This is a genomic window from Moraxella osloensis (assembly GCF_001553955.1).
Lineage (GTDB): Bacteria > Pseudomonadota > Gammaproteobacteria > Pseudomonadales > Moraxellaceae > Faucicola > Faucicola osloensis.
Genome location: NZ_CP014234.1, coordinates 1,954,926 through 1,971,774, shown reverse-complemented (window position 1 = coordinate 1,971,774; position 16,849 = coordinate 1,954,926). Strand labels below are relative to the sequence as shown.

The 16,849-nt window shown below is 44.8% G+C and carries 16 protein-coding genes; 4 read left to right on the top strand and 12 right to left on the bottom strand.

Features of this window, described 5'->3' with window-relative positions; genetic code table 11:
- Positions 1–202: 202 nt before the first annotated feature.
- Together greA and argG are read left to right on the top strand one after the other, a co-directional pair.
- A complete protein-coding gene (gene greA / locus AXE82_RS08685) occupies positions 203–679 on the top strand; it encodes a transcription elongation factor GreA (RefSeq protein ID WP_007116148.1) in 477 nt (158 codons plus the stop codon).
- 168 nt (positions 680–847) lie between these two features.
- On the top strand, positions 848–2,206 hold the full coding sequence (gene argG / locus AXE82_RS08680) for an argininosuccinate synthase (RefSeq protein ID WP_062334910.1): 1,359 nt from the start codon (positions 848–850) through the stop codon (positions 2,204–2,206).
- Positions 2,207–2,260: 54 nt separating this feature from the next.
- On the opposite strand, the gene AXE82_RS08675 is transcribed toward argG, so the two are convergent.
- From AXE82_RS08675 to AXE82_RS08665, 3 genes are all read right to left on the bottom strand, one after another.
- Positions 2,261–2,800 carry a YecA/YgfB family protein gene (locus AXE82_RS08675; RefSeq protein ID WP_062333699.1) on the bottom strand — a complete coding sequence of 180 codons (540 nt, stop codon included), beginning with the start codon at positions 2,798–2,800 and terminating at the stop codon, positions 2,261–2,263.
- An 81-nt stretch (positions 2,801–2,881) separates the two neighbouring features.
- A complete protein-coding gene (locus AXE82_RS08670; RefSeq protein ID WP_007116151.1) occupies positions 2,882–3,118 on the bottom strand; it encodes a PA3496 family putative envelope integrity protein in 237 nt (78 codons plus the stop codon).
- Positions 3,119–3,227: 109 nt separating this feature from the next.
- On the bottom strand, positions 3,228–4,610 hold the full coding sequence (locus tag AXE82_RS08665; RefSeq protein ID WP_062333697.1) for a hypothetical protein: 1,383 nt from the start codon (positions 4,608–4,610) through the stop codon (positions 3,228–3,230).
- Positions 4,611–4,691: 81 nt separating this feature from the next.
- Between AXE82_RS08665 and serB the strand changes: the two genes are divergently transcribed.
- Positions 4,692–5,687, top strand: a complete 996-nt coding sequence (serB, locus tag AXE82_RS08660; protein ID WP_062333695.1) for a phosphoserine phosphatase SerB — start codon at positions 4,692–4,694, stop codon at positions 5,685–5,687.
- Between the two features lie 270 nt (positions 5,688–5,957).
- Here serB and purC read toward each other — a convergent pair whose 3' ends face one another.
- The 4 genes from purC to AXE82_RS08640 form a co-directional block, all read right to left on the bottom strand.
- Entirely contained in the window at positions 5,958–6,686 is a 729-nt protein-coding gene (gene purC, locus AXE82_RS08655) for a phosphoribosylaminoimidazolesuccinocarboxamide synthase (protein WP_036594523.1), read from the bottom strand.
- Positions 6,687–6,820: 134 nt separating this feature from the next.
- Positions 6,821–7,120: a hypothetical protein gene (locus AXE82_RS08650; RefSeq protein ID WP_051499973.1), complete on the bottom strand. Its 300-nt coding sequence runs from the start codon at positions 7,118–7,120 to the stop codon at positions 6,821–6,823.
- Positions 7,117–8,010 carry a 4-hydroxy-tetrahydrodipicolinate synthase gene (dapA, locus tag AXE82_RS08645; RefSeq protein ID WP_036594521.1) on the bottom strand — a complete coding sequence of 298 codons (894 nt, stop codon included), beginning with the start codon at positions 8,008–8,010 and terminating at the stop codon, positions 7,117–7,119. The genes AXE82_RS08650 and dapA overlap by 4 nt, the downstream gene beginning before the upstream one ends.
- 224 nt (positions 8,011–8,234) lie before the next feature.
- Complete coding sequence (locus tag AXE82_RS08640; RefSeq protein WP_065252149.1) at positions 8,235–9,398, bottom strand: metallophosphoesterase; 1,164 nt, start codon at positions 9,396–9,398, stop codon at positions 8,235–8,237.
- Between the two features lie 519 nt (positions 9,399–9,917).
- Here AXE82_RS08640 and nadB point away from each other — a divergent pair.
- The gene (nadB, locus tag AXE82_RS08635; RefSeq protein ID WP_267284284.1) at positions 9,918–11,615 is read left to right on the top strand and encodes an L-aspartate oxidase; all 1,698 of its coding nucleotides are present in this window, start codon (positions 9,918–9,920) and stop codon (positions 11,613–11,615) included.
- Between the two features lie 27 nt (positions 11,616–11,642).
- Here nadB and AXE82_RS08630 read toward each other — a convergent pair whose 3' ends face one another.
- From AXE82_RS08630 to AXE82_RS08610, 5 genes are all read right to left on the bottom strand, one after another.
- Positions 11,643–12,749, bottom strand: coding sequence for an RNA-guided endonuclease InsQ/TnpB family protein (locus AXE82_RS08630; protein ID WP_062333690.1), 1,107 nt, complete (start codon positions 12,747–12,749; stop codon positions 11,643–11,645).
- A gap of 179 nt (positions 12,750–12,928) precedes the next feature.
- Positions 12,929–13,570: a dTMP kinase gene (gene tmk, locus AXE82_RS08625; RefSeq protein WP_062333687.1), complete on the bottom strand. Its 642-nt coding sequence runs from the start codon at positions 13,568–13,570 to the stop codon at positions 12,929–12,931.
- 12 nt (positions 13,571–13,582) lie between these two features.
- Positions 13,583–14,899, bottom strand: a complete 1,317-nt coding sequence (gene mltG / locus AXE82_RS08620; protein ID WP_062333677.1) for an endolytic transglycosylase MltG — start codon at positions 14,897–14,899, stop codon at positions 13,583–13,585.
- A gap of 86 nt (positions 14,900–14,985) precedes the next feature.
- A complete protein-coding gene (locus AXE82_RS08615; RefSeq protein WP_062333675.1) occupies positions 14,986–15,927 on the bottom strand; it encodes an aminotransferase class IV in 942 nt (313 codons plus the stop codon).
- Positions 15,928–15,987: 60 nt separating this feature from the next.
- Positions 15,988–16,809, bottom strand: a complete 822-nt coding sequence (locus AXE82_RS08610) for a hypothetical protein (RefSeq protein ID WP_062333672.1) — start codon at positions 16,807–16,809, stop codon at positions 15,988–15,990.
- Positions 16,810–16,849: the final 40 nt, after the last annotated feature.

Sequence of the window (16,849 nt, the reverse complement as noted above, 5' to 3'; positions counted from 1 at the left end):
AATACCGTTATTGTGGTGATTAACACAGCACAGCAAATTTTTTACTAGAACCTTGTTAGGCAGTAGCCCTGTCTAGCATGGTTTTTTTCATCTATACAAAATAGATAGTGGTTAATCACGAGCGTTGATGACCATTTTTTGTGACTTGTTACTTTGGCAATCTTGCCGTTTGAATCCCTATTTGTGACAAAAGGAATCCCCTATGCAACGTTATCCAATGACGCCTCAAGGTCACGCGGCTTTAGAAGAAGAGCTCAAACAGCTCAAAACCGTTGACCGTCCACGTATTACCGCAGCGATTGCCGAAGCGCGCGAACATGGCGATTTAAAAGAAAATGCCGAGTACCATGCTGCCCGTGAGCAGCAAGGATTTTGTGAAGCCCGTATTCGCGATATTGAAGCCAAATTGGGCGGCGCTGAAGTCATTGATCCACTCAAACTACCGCAAGAAGGTCGCGTGGTGTTTGGCGTCACGGTAGTGATTGAAAATCTCGATACCGAAGAGCAAAAACGCTATAAAATTGTGGGTGATGACGAAGCGGATTTTAAAGCCAATAAAATCTCCATCAACTCACCCATCGCGCGCGGTCTGATTGGCAAATCAGAAGGCGATGAAGCCAAAATCCAAACCCCAAGCGGTGAAGTCGAATACGAAATCGTAGAAGTCTTGTACCAATAACCGCTATTTAGCCGATAAAGCCAATCAAATGATTGGCTTTTTTATTGTGACAAATTATGGGTAATTGTCAAAAAATGGCGAAAAACACGTTGACAAAAATGTTACAATAATTCGATAGGTTGATTTTACAGATTATTTTTTGAGAATTGGATAGGAAAGCTTATGAGCATGAATGCGAACAACAGCGCAACTAACAACGCCACCATTTTACAATCTGTCCCCGTCGGACAAAAAGTCGGTATCGCGTTTTCTGGCGGACTTGACACCTCAGCTGCGCTACTTTGGATGAAGCAAAAAGGCGCGCTGCCATACGCTTATACCGCGAACTTAGGTCAACCTGACGAAGAAGATTACAACGCCATTCCCAAAAAAGCCGACCAATACGGTGCGGTCAAAGCGCGTTTGATTGATTGCCGTTTGCAATTGGCGCTTGAAGGTATTGCTGCAATTCAATGCGGTGCGTTTCATGTCAGCACCGGTGGTATGCCCTACTTTAACACCACGCCACTGGGTCGTGCGGTCACAGGCACCATGCTAGTCACCGCCATGAAAGAAGATGATGTCAACGTTTGGGGCGATGGCTCAACTTATAAAGGCAATGATATTGAGCGTTTTTACCGTTACGGTTTACTCACCAATCCTGCCCTTAAAATCTATAAACCGTGGCTTGACCAAACCTTCATTGATGAATTGGGCGGTCGTAGCGAGATGTCACAGTTCTTAATCGACAATGGCTTTGACTACAAAATGTCCAAAGAAAAAGCCTACTCAACCGACTCAAATATGCTAGGCGCGACGCATGAAGCCAAAGACTTGGAGTTTTTGGATGCCAGCATGCACATCGTTGAGCCGATTATGGGTGTGGCATTTTGGGATGAAAATGTCAAAATCGACAAAGAAACAGTGACAGTACGCTTTGAACAAGGCATGCCTGTGGCAATCAATGACGAAACCTTTGATAGCCCAGTGGATTTGATTTTAAAAGCCAACGAAATCGGGGGTCGTCATGGTCTTGGTATGAGTGACCAAATTGAAAACCGTATCATCGAAGCCAAATCACGCGGTATCTATGAAGCCCCTGCTATGGCGCTGTTGCACATTGCCTATGAGCGTTTGGTCACTGGGATTCATAACGAAGACACCATCGAGCAGTACCGTATCAATGGTTTACGCCTAGGTCGCTTGTTGTACCAAGGTCGCTGGTTTGACTCACAAGCCTTGATGCTTCGTGAAACCGCCCAGCGCTGGGTCGCCAAAGCTATCACGGGTGAAGTCACCATCGAGCTACGCCGCGGTAATGACTATACCATCTTAAATACTAAATCTGACAACTTGACCTACCAACCAGAACGCCTATCGATGGAAAAAGTTGAAGATGCGGCGTTCACGCCAATGGACCGTATCGGTCAGCTCACCATGCGCAATCTAGATATTTCAGATACCCGGGCTAAATTGGCGTTATATAGCCAATCGGGTTTGTTATCCAATGCCCATGGCTCAGACGTACCGCAACTAGAGCAAAAATAATGCGGTAAATAAAAAAAGGGCAATCGATGCGATTGCCCTTTTTTGTGACTACCATTAATCATTGGTATGAAAGAGTAAGAACAGCTCAACGATGTTTTTTTCTATGGCTTGTGCCATTTGGCTCATGGTTTCTGGGTCTTTGAGTAGCTCTTGCATATCCGGTTGGTCTTCATCAATGCCACTAAACAAAATCATCGGTAACGTCAGCATTGCCACATCTTCTTCGCTGTCGTCATCATCAAACCAATCATCTTCTTCGTCATCGCTGGCATACATGGCATCAACAAAGCCCACTGACCATTCGCTGATTTCTGAGTTTTCAATATCGAGATAGTCAGTTTCGTCGACATCAAAAGGCAGCTCAATTTCACGCTCATCTTGCAGCATGGCTTGCAGCTCATCACGCCACTGTTCAATGGCTGATAACACCTCTGGCTTGACTTGTTTTTCATGCCCTTCAAAAAGATAGGTTTGCCAATTGTCTAAAGGTTTGCCGACAATAGAGGCAGTTAAAAAGCCGTGTGTGGCGATACTCGATAGCCCAAATTCGTTGTCATCACTGTCTAAAAAATCGATTAAATCATCAAAATCCATGGTAGTTATCCTAGTATTCTATCAAAAAAGCGGATTGAAAAAAGAAAGGTTAATACCGACTGTATTAACCTTTTGCTTGACTTACAACTCATCATCATCAAAATCGTCGTCATCGTCTAAGTCATCAAGATCGTCATCAAAGCTGTCTTTGAGTGAGCGCTCTAGACGCTTTTCTTCCAATAAATTGTCAATCAAACGACGTTTTTCAAGACTACTTGCCCGACTTCGACCCGATGCGTCGTCATCCACGAGTCGCGCGTCATCGTCATCATCAAAATTGTCATCTTCAAAGCTATCATCAATATCTGGATCAGCCATTTATTGCTCCTTTCGCTGGTCGATTCGATAAATTTGCAATTTCATAAAGCCTTATAATGGGTTTTGTCGGTCAAGTCAAGTGGCGAAAGAAAAAATAGCCATGATTCGTTTATTTTTCTGTGGCGGTCAAAATATCATCGCGTTTGGCAATGAGTTCGGTCATCAAGGATTCTGATAAACCGTTGTACCAAACCATCTCACGCTCTGTGATAGTGGTCGGATGTTGCAGGTTTTTAAACTGCACTTTACCATCTAACGTTTTAAGTAAATCCAGCGGATACAGGAGCAATAAACCATCTTCTTTGGCGTGGTTTGCCATCAGTTTTTGTACGTCATCGAATTGATGACTGATACTGGTACCGATGGTTAATGGCAAGGCAAAACGCGATAGCTCACGGTGTTTTTCGTATACCACTTGGTTGAGGATAATCAACAATTTTGACAACAGCACCGCTGCCAGTGGCAATTGCTCGGCTTTACCTGCTAGATGAATGACTGCGCCATTGGCATTAAAATGCGAGTTGTCTTTGATATACACGTCTTTGATATAGCGATTTAACACATTGTTTGAGGAATTAAACAAACTGTTTGATGCGCGCATCAATAGCTGATTACATAATTGAAAGTACGGTTTTGCAACTTCAGGTGCCACCCGTTTTAGCAGATGATACTGGTCATAAAAATGAATTTGTAATTCAATTTCAGGCTGTTTTTGGCTGTCTACTGTATTTTCTTGAGCCAGATTGTCAGTCGCATCAGTGGCTGTAGGCTGGGTTTGGGGGTCGTCTTTAGCGGATTTTGATTTTTCTCGATTTAAAAAATCATTGATGGTTTTGCCAGTGGCGGCAGGTTGCGCGGTGGCGCTGCTATCTTCTGCTTTATTGTACAAGGTGTCTTCATCTAACTGTAATTCACCATCGGCTGTCAATACCCTGTTGCTAGGTGCTAGGCTACCACGCGCAAGCGCGATATGCTGCTGGACTTTTTCACCCAATTGCGCAAGCTGTTCCTGCGTTGGACGCGCCATATAGCCATAAATCAACCATAAAAACCCATGCAAAATTGCTGACCCTAATACAAACAACCATTGACTACTGACAATCTCACCTTTGGAGACCGCTTTCATGGTGATGGTGGCGCGACCGAGGACTTGGTTATTTTGGATAATGGGCTTGTCAATCACCTGCCCCACGTCGTTTTGCGCTTGTCCCGTTTGCACCAACGGCTGATTATTTTGGTCGCTGATGACAAGCTTGGCGACTTCCTGATCAACTTGGTAGCGGTTTGCCAAGACGCTCAGGCTAATTCTATCTTGGCTGGTGATGCCCACCATGGCTTCTTTGGCTAACTGTTCAACAATTTTTTCACCCTTTTGGGTACGCTGCTCGTATTGGGATTTTTCACTACTAAAAGTCAGCATCAAAAAATGTAAACAAAAACTAATAAGTAGCACAATAGCGAATTTGCCTTGACGGGGGGCTAGATGATTCATGGGTAGATTAAACTTTCTTTAGGAGCGATTAAATGCTACATTATCATGTTTATTTTTTTGGCATACAAGGGGTAAACTACCATGACGACGAATTTTTTGTATCAACTTAATCAGCATTTCCCCCATAGTTACGCGATTACCCTAAGCGCTGCCAAGTTTGAATTGGGGCTATTGAGCCAAGTCAGCGAAACCCTTGCAAGCCTTCACCCTGCCATTCGCCTCTTACATCAAGACACCCTAGTCAATGAGCTTGATTGGCAAGCCAATGACACGCTCGCCCAAGCTGAGCAAACCAGCCCTGTGACGACGATTCGCTGGATTGTGACGCTGGAATCAGATAGCGATATCAACGACTTACCGCAACGGATCAAACAAATCGCCACCAACAACCTCTATCACGTAGATATCAATGTCATGCCCCTTGCGACATTGGTACGCCCGCATAAACTGGCGTTGTTTGATATGGATTCGACGTTGATTGAGCAAGAAGTGATTGTGGAATTGGCAAAAAAAGCCGGGATTGGTGAGCAAGTCGATACGATCACCGAATCTGCCATGCGTGGGGAAATTGATTTTGCCGAAAGCTTTACTCGCCGTGTGACTTTGCTTAAAGGGTTATCAAGTGAGGTGCTCGAAGACATTATTGCCAATCACATTACCTTTAGCCCAGGGGCAAAACGCTTGATTAGCGCATTGAAAAATCATGGTTACTATGTGGTATTGGTCTCAGGCGGCTTTAACTATTTTGCCGAATACGTGAAAAACAGCTTAGGGATGGATGAAAGTTATGCCAATGACCTAGATATCGTCGATAATCTAGTGACAGGTGAAATCACCTCAGCGATTGTAGATGGCAAGCGTAAAGCCGAAATTTTGCAAGCCGTGGCACAGCGTCTAGGCATTAAGCTGTCAGAGACTGTCGCTGTCGGCGATGGCGCTAATGACTTGCCAATGCTAGGGCTAGCTGATATCGGTATAGCCTATCGTGCCAAACCGATTGTGCGCGACCAAGCGAATTATGCGGTAACGGTCGCAGGACTCGATGGGGTGATGACTGTCTTGGGATTGGGCGATTGATAGACTCAGTCATACAACACCCATGATTAGGCGTCATAAAATTAACTCAAATAAGTGAGTCTTCTCGAGCACTTGTTTTGATAACCTTACTTGTGGGTAATTTTTATCGCTAAAAACCTAAATTTAAGCCTAAAAACACAAAACTGGAGCAAGCCCCAGTTTTAGATGTTTATCTATTTCACATGTCATCCAAACTTAATTGGACTTAATTAGATTCGCTGTAGCGCTTAGCTAGCTTGATGAATGCGTCCGATTTATCGACCTGACTCATCAACCACCTGACTCATCAACCAAAGACACGCCAATACGCTTAGCAACTTCTTCATAACCTTCGACCACATCACCTAGGCTTTGACGGAAACGGTCTTTATCCAGTTTTTTCTTGGTTTGTTTGTCCCAGACACGGCAACCGTCGGGCGAGAACTCATCGCCCAGTACGATACGGTCTTTGAATACCCCAAATTCTAGTTTGAAATCCACCAACATCAAACCCCCGTCATCAAACATTTTTGATAACACGTCATTGACTTTAAAGGTTAAGGCTTTCATTTCATCCAGTTGTGCTTGCGTTGCCCAGCCGAGTGATACCGCTAACGAATCATTTACCATCGGGTCGCCCAGACCGTCATCTTTATAGAACAATTCAAAGGTAGGTGGCGTCAACGCTTGACCTTCTTGTAAGCCTAAGCGACGTACTAGGCTGCCTGCCGCATAGTTACGTACCACACACTCGACGGGAATCATTGTTAGGCGTTTGACCAGCACTTCTTCATCCGATAATTGCTGTTCAAAATGGGTTTCGATGCCGGCTTCGCTGAGTTTTTGCATGATAAAGGCATTAAAGCGGTTATTGACTTTGCCTTTACGCGCTAACTGTTCGATACGCTCGCCGTTGAATGCAGAGGTATCATCACGAAATTCTAAAATCAGGTAATCTGGATTGTCAGTTTCGAAGACGGATTTTGCTTTGCCTTTATAAAGTAAATCGAGTTTTTGCATGGTAATTCCCAAATGGCTGTTTAAGATTGGCTAAGGTTGGCTCAGTGTAGTTAATTTATGACAGTTGCATTGATTGGCTGATACGCGGTTAGCAACACAAGCTGCCAACTATCATGAATGCTGTCAGCCACTCTTTATTTTACGGTACTAATCGGACGCGGTAGCTCAAAACGCTTACTGCCTTCTTTTGTGATTTTTAACGTATTTTCGCCTGATTGCGGCACGGCATAAACTGGCGTAAAAGGCAGCGTTTGTGCATCTGCCGGTAATTGGATGGGTTCAAGTTTTTTGGTTTTGGTATAGTCCAAAGAATTGTCGCCAACTTTACGTTTAAAAGTAGTACAGCCTGTCATAGCAATGCTAGCAGAGGCAATGATAGCTAGGGCTAGCTGGGCGTTGAATCGATTGTGGTTAGCGCTGCGTGTTTTTTTCATAGTAAACCTGCTTTGGCAAGTGCTTCATCCATCACTTGTTGGTGTTCTGGGGTAAGCCAAGTTAATGGTAAACGGATACCTTGCTCGATATGACCCATTTTGTATAAGGCATATTTTGCAGGAATGGGACTTGACTCGATAAATAAATCTTGGTGTAAATGGGCTATTTTTTGGTTTAATGCTTCGGCTTGGTCGAAATCACCTTTGAGAGCCAAGCCAAAAATTTGGCTCATGATTTTTGGCGCGACATTGGCGGTCACTGAAATATTGCCTTTTGCCCCATGACGCATCAGCGCAAGCGCGCTTTCATCATCTCCTGACAATACGCTCATACGACCTTTTACTGCTTCAATCAGTTTGGCACCACGCGCCACGTCACCGGTCGCATCTTTAATTGCGATGATATTTTCGATGTCCGCTAAGCGCTCGACCGTTGCTTGCTGCATATCAACAACAGTGCGCCCGGGTACGTTGTATAGCACTTGGGGAATGTCCACGGCTTCAGCAATGGCTTTATAGTGTAAGTATAGCCCTTCTTGGGTCGGTTTATTGTAGTAGGGCACCACGAGCAGCGCGGCATCAGCCCCCGCTTGTTTGGCGTGCTGGGTCAATTCAATGGCTTCAACTGTATTGTTAGCGCCCGTACCCGCGATGACGGGAATACGACCACCCACTTGCTTCATGGTAAATTCAATGACGTCCACATGCTCTTGCATCGATAAGGTTGCGGATTCACCGGTCGTACCAACCGATACCAGTACGTCCGTACCTTGCTCGATTTGCCAATCAATGAGATTTGCCAATGATTGCCAATCGACGTCACCATTGCTATGCATAGGTGTAATAAGCGCGACCATAGAGCCTTGTAGTTTATCTAAAATGGGGGTCATAACAATACCTTGGACAAAACCTTAAGTAGAATATGTAACAGCTGCGACAATTTTTTGAAAATTTTTGTCTAGTGTAGCATACATTTGGGGCGAAGTTTAAGCGCTTTGATAGCAAACGCAAGTTTCTGCACCGCTGTAGCAAATCAGGTTATAGACCCCACTTAACCTGATAATAAGGCAATGACTGGTTTACCCTGATTAGTCGGATTGTTTAATGGGATTGGTTAAGTATTAGCCGTTTGAACTTGGATGGTTAGCACATCAATGGTAGGGGGACAATTAAAACGAAACGGCAACCCTGTCATGCCAATCCCAGTATTCACCCATACTTGGTAGCGTTTGCTGGGTTTGTTAGCCGCATTGAGTGCTTTGGGATGATAGTCGGATTGTTTGGGTATATCGGGTTGACGTAACCCTGCCGCCAGTTTATTGCCTGTCAATGCTCTGACCATCAGCGGTGTCAATACAGGTATATTGACCTGCCCCCCATGCGTTTGCCCCGCAATCACCAACGTATCGTTGTTGGCGTCACTTAAGGTTCGTGGATTGGCTTCTAACTGCTTGATATCATGGGTGGCAATGACTAATGGCTGCCCCGCGCTGCGCTGCTGTTCAATCACGCGCGGTAAATCCATTGTACTGCCATTATGAATGCCTATGATTTTTATCCCGGCAATGCGCAAGCCTTGCTCAGGCAATAATTGAATACCGAAGGTTGGTAAAATGTTCATTAACTGCATATTGCTAGCAGATTCGCTATTTTGCGCATCATCGACAACCTGCTGGGTATCGGCATCGCTAAGGACGGTATAGCAAGGCTTGTTTAGCGTTTTAAATGGGCTTAGGTGGGCATCCAAAGTTGTCGCTTGATATAACCAATCACCCAAAATCAGCACCGCATCAACATCCAAGCGGTTAAGGCATTTTACCAAACGCGCTAACTGATGGGGGTTAGAAAATATACCGATGTGGATATCACTCAGCACCGCAATTTTTGCAGCTTGTCGTTTGATAGGTTGTCGCTTAATAGATTGTGATGATGACGCAACCAATGAAATATCGGTCGCGGACTGATAGGTCGCAGGTACGGTCAAATTAATTGAAAAACGCGAAACGCGCAGCCGATTGGGCTCAACCCAGCTCATATAGATATACAACAGCGATAACGCGATAAGCAGCCAGTAGATGATTTGGTTGTCATACAGCAGCTGCACGTTTGCCCACACTAACAACCAAACAAACCAATAGCGCGCGTAAAAGCTGACCAGTTGCAGTAGGATTTGCAGGTTATCTGTTCGCGCTTTGAGTTGCACGGTTTTTAGGCACGACCATAGGATTACCAAAATGGCAATGAGCGCTCCAAGATGACCTAGCCAACTGCCAATCATGCTACCACCCATATCAAGCGTTACCTAAATTTACTGAATAATCAATAATTTGCATGACAAATACGTATAAAAAAAGCGCCCATTATAAATGGCAATGATGAATATGACAATTTAAACTATCATCATATCGCAAAAAATGGATTAACAGCTAGGCGAGTTTTTTGTATTAAATTGCTTTAAAAAACGCCTGACTTTGCATTTTCCCCCATTGTCTGTCAGCGACGGCAAAACAAAGACGAGCGCGTTTGCATACGTCGTACCCTGTTTAGCCTTAACCATGGGCTATTTAGATGGGCTAGCTACTTAAAAAACAAACCATAGAAAAAATCCGCCATCATTTATAAAAGCTGATATGATAGCTTATTTTCCCATGGCTTTTTAACCATAGCCTTTTAACCATAGCTTTTAAAATAGCCTTTTAAACACAGCCTTTTAAATGTAGCACGGTGACCCAATTTGCTCAGCGCTTGCTTAGATTTTTTGGCTCTTTAACTCATTAATTTGAAGGACGTCAGCCTTATGACAGCAAGCGTTAATGTGTCAAACTCCCCTATCAAAGAAACTCTCCAGCCGCAAGCACAGGCTAACCATCGCCACGCGTTTGATGTGGTAATTGTTGGCAGTGGCGGTGCAGGTTTATCGTTAGCTTTATCCTTGCCAAGCCATCTATCGATTGCGGTTTTGGCAAAAGACAAGCTCACCGAAGCCAGCACTTTTTATGCCCAAGGCGGCGTGGCAGCAGTACTATCGGATGATGACTCGGTTGATGAGCATGTCGATGATACCTTGATTGCAGGGGCAGGTCTTTGCCATGAAGATGCGGTACGTTTTACGGTAGAGCATAGCCGAGAAGCGGTGGAGTTTTTGCTCAAACAAGGTGTCAAGTTTACCTTGGATGAGAACGAAACCTTGCACCTGACCCGTGAAGGTGGTCATACCAAACGTCGTATCATCCATGCGGCAGATGCCACTGGGGTGGCCATTTCTACCACGTTAGTCAAACGTGTCAAACAATGTCCGAATGTCAAACTGTTTGAGTATGTCGCTGCCATTGATGTCATCACCACCAACAAACTTAGCAAACACAACTACAGTCCGATTAGCGAGCCCAATCGTGCCGTGGGGCTGTACGCCCTTGATTTGGCCACCAATCAAGTCATTACCTTTACCGCGCCCTTTATCGCCTTAGCATGCGGCGGGGCATCAAAAGCGTATTTGTATACATCTAACCCAGATATTGCCACGGGCGATGGTATCGCGATGGCATGGCGCGCAGGTTGCCGCGTTGCGAATTTGGAATTTAATCAGTTCCATCCTACTTGTCTATATCATCCAGAAGCGCGTTCGTTTTTAATCACCGAAGCCATGCGCGGTGAAGGTGCCTACCTGCGCCTGCCAGCAACCAAAGAACATCCAGAAGGTGAGCGCTTTATGCTTCGCTTCGATGAACGGGGTGAGCTGGCACCGCGTGACATCGTGGCTCGCACCATCGATTTTGAGATGAAGCGTTTGGGAATACGTCATGTTTGGTTAGATATTACTCATAGAGACCCAGCGTTTATTAAAGGTCATTTCCCTATGTTATATGAGCGGCTACTAGAGCTGGGCATTGACATGACCCAAGATAAAATCCCCGTGGTACCCGCCGCTCACTACACCTGTGGTGGGGTGATGGTCAATGAAAATGCCCAAACCGACGTGCTTAATCTATATGCCATGGGCGAAACGTCCTTTACCGGTCTGCATGGCGCCAATCGCATGGCGAGTAACTCGCTGTTAGAATGTTTTGTGTACGGGATGAGTGCAGCGCGGCATATTGCCGCTGCATTTGCAGAAAATCGCGTTCCCCCCATTCCTACTATCCCTGACTGGGACAGCCAAGATGTGACTGACCCTGACGAAGAAGTCATCGTGCTACAAAACTGGGATGAGCTGCGCCAAAGCATGTGGCACTACGTTGGTATTGTGCGCTCAGACAAACGCCTGCATCGCGCACTCAACCGCATTTTGTTGTTAAAACAAGAAGTCAATGATTACTACGCCAACTTTGTGGTCAGTAAAAATCTGATTGAATTGCGTAATTTGCTGCTAGTCTCTGAGCTGATTGTGCGCTCGGCGCTACTTCGCCACGAATCGCGCGGACTGCATTACAACAAAGACTTTCCACAAACTTTGCCAGTGGCGGCAGATGTGATTTTAACCCCATCTATGCCATAGTATGGGTTAATTGACTTCCTCCCCTCCCTATCGTTCGGGGATTCCTTCTACAAGACGGTCAAGCCCGACCGCAAGAATGTTGTTACTGGCATTGATATCTCTATCATGCCATGTGCCACACGAAGCACATATCCATTCTCTTATTCCAAGCGATTTTCTACCTTTCGGACTATTGGCGGTGATTTCACCGCAACACGAACATCGCTGGGTCGTGTATCTCTCATTCACGATTTCAAAACGGCAACCTGCGTTCTCGCATTTGTAGTTCAGTTGTCGCTTGAGTTCAAACCAACCTGCATCATAGACGCTTTTGGCTAGTTTGCCTTTTTTACTGTTAAATTGGGTGGTTTTCACATCACCGACCACGATTAGGGCATTGTCTTTGACTAATTGGGTGGTGAATTTGTGTATCAGGTCTTGCCTTGTGTTTTTGATTTTGGCATGGATAGCCTTGATACGTTTTTTGTTGTTTGAGCGTTGGGCTATAGCTAATTGTTTTGCATATTTTAGCGTTTGCTTAATGGTTAGCTTGTCACCGTTTGAGGCGGTAGCACTGTCTTTAAGTCCTAAGTCAATGCCTACACTACCTGTTCCGCATTGTGTCTTGGGATAGTCTTTGACTGTGATACAGGCATACCAACGGTTACGGCTGTCTTGGACGATTTCTAGTGTGTTAATTTGATATAGGCTAAGGTTGTAGCTGTCCCATAGGTCAATGACTAGTTTTTGTCCTTTGGCTAAACTAAGCTGTAAGGTGGATTTTAAGCCCTTTTTGCCTGTTTGGTGCGTGGCAATATGCTTAATGGCAGATTGTTTAAACGGTAGCCAACCGAGCGATTTACGCTTAGAGCTTGGGTTGTTGGTTCGCCAGTTTAGTTTGGCTTTTTTGAATTGGCGACGCGATTTGGCGTGGGTTTCATTGATGGCTTGGATAGTCTGACTGTGTAAGCCTAGCAGTTCACCGCTACCTTTGGTGTAGTCGTTTAGGTCGTAAGCACTAAAGAATTTACCAGTCTTTTTTAGGTGTTTGTAACTCAAGTCATTGACATAATTCCATACGAAATTAACCAAACCGCTTAGGCGGTTGAGTTTATCAGTATGTTTGTCTCGTATGCGTAGCTTGAGTGTTTTCATGCAAATTATTTTAGCAAAATTTATGCAAGCGTTATAGTGTATGAGTTGCCTTATATCCACCGCCTAAAGTCGGTGGTTTTACGGCAACGGCTGATAAAAAGGGAGATGTTTATCATCCCCTTTTTTTATAATAATTCTAAAAGCTTTATGATACTAAGTAATAACACTAAATAACAACATTAAATACCCAGCTGCGTTAGCACTTTTGCCAATACTTCATCAGGTGTACCCTGCGCATCAATGCGTTTGACACGCTGCGGTTCTTGCTGTGCTTGATAAGCAAATCCTTGATGCACCCGCTCAAAAAACGCTAGCTGATTTTGCTCAAAGCGGTCTAGTTTGCCGCGATTTTTGGCACGGCTCATCCCTTCTGTGACCGGTAAATCTAGCCAAATGGTCATATCTGGCATTTTTGCCACAAACTGATGAATCAGTAATTCAATTTTGCTAAGTTCTGCCCTATCGCCCTGTTTGCGCCCAAACCCTTGATAGGCAATAGTGGAATCGCTAAAGCGGTCACACAGCACCCATTTACCCTGAGCGAGCGCGGGCAAAATCACTTGCGCCACATGATCGGCACGCGCCGCAAACATCAATAAAAGTTCACTGTCCTCTGTCATGGTCGTTGCTGGGTCAAGTAACATGGCGCGTAACTGCTCAGCAAACGGACTGCCGCCAGGTTCTCGGGTCTGGATAAAGTCGATGCCTTGCGCGGTCAAATGCGCTGCCACATTGGCAATCAAGGTGGATTTACCCACCCCTTCGGTACCTTCAAATGAGATAAATTGTTCGCTAATAGGGGCTTTCGCAGCTGTTTGCATGGGTATCGTTTTTTACTGACCTGATTGGCTGTTTTGGCTGGCGCGTTTTTCACGCATCACCCGCAAATAGTCTTGCACTGCTTGGTTATGGTCTTCTAAATTACTGGTAAATTTATGACCGCCATTGCCTGTTGCCACAAAATATAGCGAATCGGTTTGATTTGGGTTAAGTGCCGCTTTAATCGATGCAATACTTGGTAAGGCAATCGGTGTTGGTGGTAAGCCGTCAATTTGGTAGGTGTTGTAAGCGGTTTTTTCTTCAAGGTCAGATTTGCGAATATTGCCATCGTAACGATCGCCCATGCCATAAATCACGGTAGGGTCGGTTTGTAGGCGCATATTTCTCTTTAGACGATTGACGAACACGCCTGCCACTTCACCCCGCTCGCTTTCGACACTGGTTTCTTTTTCAATAATTGATGCCATAATCAGCGCTTCATACGGTGTCTTGTACGGCAGATTGGCTTGGCGATTGTTCCAGTTTTCCATCAATGCTGTGTGTTGACGGTTAAATAAATCCGTTAGCACTTTTTTATCACTACTGCCTTCATTAAAATAATAGGTATCCGGTGAGAACCAACCTTCAAGGTTGCCATTCGGGTGATAGTCAGCAGGGATATTGAGCCCAAGTTTGTCAACGTCAACTTTGCTACCATGGATAACTTCGTTTTTAATCCCTTTATTGTCCGTCAAATGTTGATATAAATCTTTGGCTGTTTTACCTTCAATGATTTGCACTTTAATAAAAGCGACTTTCTCACCTTGTTGTAGCATGGCTAAATAATTGGCAAAACTTGGATTCTCAGGCAGTTGATAGACCCCTGGATGAAGCGGTTTATCCACCGTCATTTTGATATATAGTTTGGCAAGTGGCGCGACGAACAGTTTTTTCTTTTTATCCCAGTCGTCTACCAGCGCATAGTAGGTTTGGCCTTTATTGATGGTCACCATCTGCTTTGGTTGGGTGATAGTGCCATATAGCGTGTTATACCAAGCAAATAACAACCAACCCAGCACCAATACAATAAACCCGAGCAGCCCCAATAGACGGTATTTATTTTTTTTGTTTCTACCGGTGATGTTGTCATTGAATTCTCGCGTTGAACGATTAATCAGACAAGCATCATTGCCATTGACGTTTTTGCTATGCGGGTCTTCGTCATCCTTATCCGCGATATCCTCGCCATCGATACCCTTATCTTTGCTATGATTGTCCTGCAATTGGGAATCTGGAATATCTGCGGCGTGAGGGGCGTCACTGGGCTGAGTAGGATGATGCTCAGAACCGCCTGGGGTACTAGACAGGTTGTTATTAGATGGGTCGTTCATAGAGAAGGCTTATATTGACTCAATAAGCGAGAATTTAACAATTAATGACAAAAATAGCAATTTTTTTTAGTTACTAGCAACAGGATTTAAGTTAATTTTTGCGTATGGATTGAGGTCAAATCAAGCACCTTCGACTGCCCATCGGGTAGTATCAATGCTTGAATCGGCAAAATCCCGCGTACCGCATTGCAAAAAAACAAGCTTGTGATATTGGCTAACTCCTCGCTGGCTAAATATCGCTCCTCATGTGCCCTATTGTACTTGGCAAACTTAGCCAATAACACCTGCCGCATTACCCCTTTGACCCCTGAGCGGTTGATGGGCGGTGTGTACCACACGTTTTCATGATTAAGCTGATAAAACACATTGCAAAAGGTACCTTCTACCCAATGCCCCATCACATCTTGTACCAGCCCATCAATCATTTGCGCATCTTGAGTTTGGTGCTGCCACAGCTCGTGACTTGCCATCACTTTATCTTGGGCATTTAGTAGCTTAAGTCCTACCAAGGGTTTTGGTAAACAAGCAATTTGCTGCGTAAGACAGATGGCGCTAGCGGCAGGTTGGATGATGACTTGATTGGCTTGCTGTGCTAATGGCTTATCCGTGGGCATAAGCTTAATAAAAGCGTCAAATTGACAGTTACAAAATCCATAGCCTTTGATAGGTTGGTTTTTTCGGCAGACTATTAGCTTGAGCATACCGTGATTGAGGGTTTTAGCGAAACTGCCTAACTGGCTATTAAAGTATGCGCGGATAGTGTGATTGGGGGATTCTAAATTGGCTGCGTCTAAATTGACTGAGTCTAAATTGAAGGCGTCTAAGTCCGCGTTGGTTAAATTAAGTTGTAACGCATGGACACTCTCGTCGATTCTATCTAAATGGTAACTCAGCCAATTGATTTGTCCTGCAACTACCGCCATGGTGGTAAAAAACCCATCGCCATACGCTATGACCCGTGAATCAATATCGATAGCGGTGATTGGCGTTTGCTTGGCATACTGAGCGTCAGAGAATGAATACCACATGGTTATTTGGCTACTTGATTAAATTGATAGTTGACCGTATGACAGTGAAAGCCGCAGCAATCAGCCGCTTTTTTTAGCGGTTTTGGCGGTGACAGTGGGTTTTCTGACCACCAAATCACAATGATAATTGTCACAGCGTGCTAATTCTACCAAAATTCCGTGGTAGTTCGCATTTTTAATCGGCTGTCCTTGCACCATGTGGGCAACAATGTCTGAGCCGTCTTGCCCAAACCAATGTTGGGTCAGCTGAAACGCTGTTTTGGCATGCTGGATGCTGGTGTTTTTAACGCTGGCATTGTCATGGGCACTGGCATAATACCACTGTAACTCGATATACATAGGCGAATCAAGCAAATTAAAATACGGCTCACCGGTTTTGGCAAAACTATATTTGCTCGCCAAGTTGCTTCGATAGTCCAAACTTTGCGTATCAATGGTGATGGGTTGACCTAACAGTAACATCATAGCTTCAGTATCGTGGATACTGACTTTGTTTGCCAGCGTTTGTTGCTGCCAATCATTGATGGGATAGACCACAGGCGTTGGCTGCGAGGTAGGGTTGATAGACGGATTGGCGGCTGTGGTCGATGCGGTAGTGCTAGCGGTCACACTGGCATTGCGTTGTGAGGCGATTTGTTTGACCTTATCACAGCCAGTTAAGGTGAGTGCTAAGATAAGCCATCCCCAGCCAAGATTGTTTGGCCAAGTGGGTTTATTTTGGCTAGCGCCTTTTTGGGTAACGTCTTTTTGGGTAGTACCTTTTTGGGTAGTACCTTTTTGGGTAGTACCTTTTTGGGTCGCGCCTTTTTGGGTAACGTTTATCGGATGTTCTGAGCGGTTTTGACGCGGTAAAAAAAGCGTTTTGCGGGCAATTAGCTTCATTGTGTATTGTATAACGGGTTGGTGTGAATAGCGCATTGTA

What these genes read in the sequence shown, in the direction of transcription:
- greA (WP_007116148.1), top strand. Translation starts at nt 203, where the DNA reads ATGCAACGTTATCCAATGACGCCTCAAGGTCACGCGGCTTTAGAAGAA.
- argG (WP_062334910.1), top strand. Translation starts at nt 848, where the DNA reads ATGAATGCGAACAACAGCGCAACTAACAACGCCACCATTTTACAATCT.
- AXE82_RS08675 (WP_062333699.1), bottom strand. Translation starts at nt 2,800, where the DNA reads ATGGATTTTGATGATTTAATCGATTTTTTAGACAGTGATGACAACGAA.
- AXE82_RS08670 (WP_007116151.1), bottom strand. Translation starts at nt 3,118, where the DNA reads ATGGCTGATCCAGATATTGATGATAGCTTTGAAGATGACAATTTTGAT.
- AXE82_RS08665 (WP_062333697.1), bottom strand. Translation starts at nt 4,610, where the DNA reads ATGAATCATCTAGCCCCCCGTCAAGGCAAATTCGCTATTGTGCTACTT.
- serB (WP_062333695.1), top strand. Translation starts at nt 4,692, where the DNA reads ATGACGACGAATTTTTTGTATCAACTTAATCAGCATTTCCCCCATAGT.
- purC (WP_036594523.1), bottom strand. Translation starts at nt 6,686, where the DNA reads ATGCAAAAACTCGATTTACTTTATAAAGGCAAAGCAAAATCCGTCTTC.
- AXE82_RS08650 (WP_051499973.1), bottom strand. Translation starts at nt 7,120, where the DNA reads ATGAAAAAAACACGCAGCGCTAACCACAATCGATTCAACGCCCAGCTA.
- dapA (WP_036594521.1), bottom strand. Translation starts at nt 8,010, where the DNA reads ATGACCCCCATTTTAGATAAACTACAAGGCTCTATGGTCGCGCTTATT.
- AXE82_RS08640 (WP_065252149.1), bottom strand. Translation starts at nt 9,398, where the DNA reads ATGATTGGCAGTTGGCTAGGTCATCTTGGAGCGCTCATTGCCATTTTG.
- nadB (WP_267284284.1), top strand. Translation starts at nt 9,918, where the DNA reads ATGACAGCAAGCGTTAATGTGTCAAACTCCCCTATCAAAGAAACTCTC.
- AXE82_RS08630 (WP_062333690.1), bottom strand. Translation starts at nt 12,749, where the DNA reads ATGAAAACACTCAAGCTACGCATACGAGACAAACATACTGATAAACTC.
- tmk (WP_062333687.1), bottom strand. Translation starts at nt 13,570, where the DNA reads ATGCAAACAGCTGCGAAAGCCCCTATTAGCGAACAATTTATCTCATTT.
- mltG (WP_062333677.1), bottom strand. Translation starts at nt 14,899, where the DNA reads ATGAACGACCCATCTAATAACAACCTGTCTAGTACCCCAGGCGGTTCT.
- AXE82_RS08615 (WP_062333675.1), bottom strand. Translation starts at nt 15,927, where the DNA reads ATGTGGTATTCATTCTCTGACGCTCAGTATGCCAAGCAAACGCCAATC.
- AXE82_RS08610 (WP_062333672.1), bottom strand. Translation starts at nt 16,809, where the DNA reads ATGAAGCTAATTGCCCGCAAAACGCTTTTTTTACCGCGTCAAAACCGC.